General features: G+C 62.2%; 3 protein-coding genes. All 3 read right to left on the bottom strand.

The annotated features are described in order from the left end of the window. Positions 1-242, bottom strand: a 242-nt coding sequence (locus tag RMO40_RS18170) for an ATP-binding cassette domain-containing protein (RefSeq protein WP_309724421.1), incomplete at its 3' end; no start/stop codon positions are given. Between the two features lie 26 nt (positions 243-268). Then, on the bottom strand, positions 269-1,396 hold the full coding sequence (locus tag RMO40_RS18165; RefSeq protein WP_309724420.1) for an extracellular solute-binding protein: 1,128 nt from the start codon (positions 1,394-1,396) through the stop codon (positions 269-271). An 86-nt stretch (positions 1,397-1,482) separates the two neighbouring features. Continuing rightward, on the bottom strand, positions 1,483-2,859 hold the full coding sequence (locus tag RMO40_RS18160; protein ID WP_309724419.1) for an aspartate aminotransferase family protein: 1,377 nt from the start codon (positions 2,857-2,859) through the stop codon (positions 1,483-1,485). Between the last annotated feature and the right edge of the window lie 228 nt (positions 2,860-3,087).

Genomic DNA, 3,087 nt, shown 5'->3' with positions numbered 1-3,087 from the left:
TCGTAGGGCGAGAGCCCCGCGAGGTCTTGCCCGTTGAGGATGATCTTGCCCGAGGTCGGCGTCTCGAAGCCGGCCAGCATGCGCAGGAGCGTGGTCTTGCCGCAGCCCGAGGAGCCGAGCAGGGCGAAGATCTCTCCCTTGGCGATGTCGATGCTGACGTTGTTGACGGCCTTGTAGCCGCTGAAATCCTTGACGACGTCGCAGATCTGGAGAAATGCGGAAGCGTTTGCAGTCGTCGGCATCGTCGCCGCGCTCATCTCTTTCTGCATCACAGCCCGGTCTTGAACGAGGTGTAGGTGCGCGTCATCAGGCGACGCAGGTCGTTGGCAATCGCGTCAGGCGCCGACATCTTCTTCATCTCGGCCTCGGGCGGGAACACGGTCGGGTTGTTCGCCACTTCGGGCTTGATGAGCTTCTTCGACTCCTTGTTGGCGTTGGCGTAGAACACCTTGTTGGTGAGGGCCGCACTCACCTCGGGGCGAAGCATGTAGTTGATGAACTTGTGCGCATTGTTTGGGTGCGCCGCGTCGGTCGGGATGACCATCACGTCGAAGAACAGCAGGCCGCCGGTCTTGGGCAGCAAGGCTTCGATCTTCTGGCCGGTCTTGCCGTCGATGGCGCGCTGGCGGGCGATGTTGATGTCACCCGACCAGCCGAGCGCCAGGCAGATGGAGCCGCTGGCCATGTCGTTGATGTAGCCCGACGAGCTGAACAAGGTGACATGCGGGCGGATGCTCTTGAGCAGGTTGGACGCGGCGGTGTAGTCAGACGCGGTCTTGCTGTAAGCCGGCTTGCCCAGGTAGTACAAGGCGGCAGGCACCACTTCGGTGGGAGAGTCGAGGAAGGACACGCCGCAGCTCTTGAGCTTGCTGATGTACTCGGGCTTGAAGACCAGGTCCCAAGCGTTGTCGGGCATGGGGGTGCTGCCGAGCGCCGCCTTCACCTTGTCGACGTTGATGCCGACCGTGGTGTAGCCCCACAACCAGTTGACCATGTACTGGTTGCCCGGGTCGAGCTTGGCGAGCTGGGCCTGCACGTCGGGGTCGAGGTTCTTGTAGTTGGGCACTTGCGCGCGGTCGATCTTGCGCAGTAGGCCGCCGTCAACCTGCAGCTTGGCCCAGTGCGACGAGGGGACGACGATGTCATAGCCCGTCTTGCCGGCCACCAGCTTGGCGTGGACGATCTCGTTGTTGTCGAAGTTGTCGTACCGGACCTTGATGCCGGTCTCTTTTTCGAAGTTCTTGATCGTGTCTTCAGCGATGTAGTCCGACCAGTTGTAGATGTTCAGAACCTTTTCTTCTTCCTGGGCCGCCGCAGGCGCTGCCCACAGAACAGCGGTTGCGGAAAGAGCCAAACCCAGAGCGCCGAACACCTGCTTCATTGCCTTCTCCTTCATGTTGAGACCTCGATCAAACTGCGCCAGTCTAGGCAGCGCGTTGTGCCTCGGCTGTACAGGCAAACCCCGTGCCACACGCGTCATTTCTACAGCCAGCCATTTTGCTTCAGCTCTGCTTGTGTCAAATCGAGACACTTGCGGATGAGCGCCGCCATCTCGTCGATCTGGGCGAGTGTCATGACCAGCGGCGGCGCAATGATCATGCGGTCGCCGACCGCGCGCATGATCAGGCCGTTGCCGAAGCAGTGGGCCCGGCAGAGCATGCCTACAGCAAGCTCGCTGTCGAAGGTTTCGAGCGTGGCCTTGTTCTTGACGATCTGCAATGCGCCCATCAGGCCGCAGGTCTGGGCCTCGCCGATCAAGGGGTGTTCGCCCAGCTCGGCAAACTTCTTGGCGAGGTAGGGGCCGAGTTCTTCGCGCACTCGCTCCACCAGACGTTCACGCTGGATGAACTTGATGTTGGCCACGGCCACGGCGCAGGCCACCGGGTGGCCGGAGTAGGTGTAGCCGTGGTTGAACTCGCCGCCCTTGTCGATGAGCACACGCGCGACACGCTCGCCCACCATCACGCCGCCAAGCGGGATGTAGCCCGAGCTCACGCCCTTGGCGAAGGTCATCAGGTCAGGCTTGAAGCCGAGGGTTTCACAGCCGAACCAGTTGCCGGTGCGGCCAAAACCGGTGATGACCTCGTCGGCGATGAGCAGGATGCCGTGCTTGTCGCAGATGCGCTGGATCTCGGGCCAGTAGGTGGCAGGCGGCACGATCACGCCGCCGGCACCCTGGATCGGCTCGCCGATGAAGGCGGCCACCTTGTCGGCGCCGAGCTCGAGGATCTTGGCTTCGAGCGCACGCGCCGCCTTGAGACCGAACTCGTCTCGGCTCAAGGTGCGGTCGCTCTCGAACCAGAACGGTTGTTCGATGTGCACGATGCCAGGGATGGGCAGCCCACCTTGTTCGTGCATGCCGCTCATGCCGCCGAGCGATGCACCTGCCATGGTGGAGAAGTGGTACGCGTTGTGGCGGATGATGATCACGCTCCGCTGCGGCTGGCCTTGCAAGTCCCAGTAGCGGCGCACCATGCGCACGATGGTGTCGTTGGCCTCCGAGCCCGAACCGGCGAAGAACACGTGCTTGAACTGCGGCGGGGTGACCTGTGCCAGCAGCTCGGCCAGCTCGATCGCCGGTGGCGTGGCGGTCTGGAAGAAGGAGTTGTAGAAGGGCAGGGTCTTGAGCTGGTTCGTGGCCGCGTCGATCAACGCCTGCTGGCCGTAACCGACGTTCACGCACCACAGGCCCGACATCGCATCGAGGATCTTGTGGCCCTCGCTGTCCCAGAGGTAGATGTTGTCGGCCTTGGTGATGACGCGCGAGCCTTTCTTGGCAAGCGACTTGAAATCGGTGAAGGGGTGGAGGTAGTGCGCCGCGTCGGCGGCTTGCCAGTCTTGGGTGGTTCTTGTGTTCATGATGGTTGGGGAGTGTCCGTTCGCCCTGAGCCTGTCGAAGGGTGCGCCGTGCACCATGCCGGCTTCGACAGGCTCAGCCCGAACGGAGCAGCAGCGGCATGCTTTCTATACATGCAGCAGCAGGTGCTCGCGCTCCCACGGCGAAATGACCTTCATGAACTCGTCGTGCTCGATTTCCTTGACCTCGGAGTACACGGTGATGAACTCCTTGCCGAGCATGTCGTGCAG

The organism is Rhizobacter sp., from assembly GCF_031412075.1.
Taxonomy (GTDB): domain Bacteria; phylum Pseudomonadota; class Gammaproteobacteria; order Burkholderiales; family Burkholderiaceae_C; genus Rhizobacter.
This window is presented reverse-complemented; position numbering and strand designations above follow the sequence as displayed.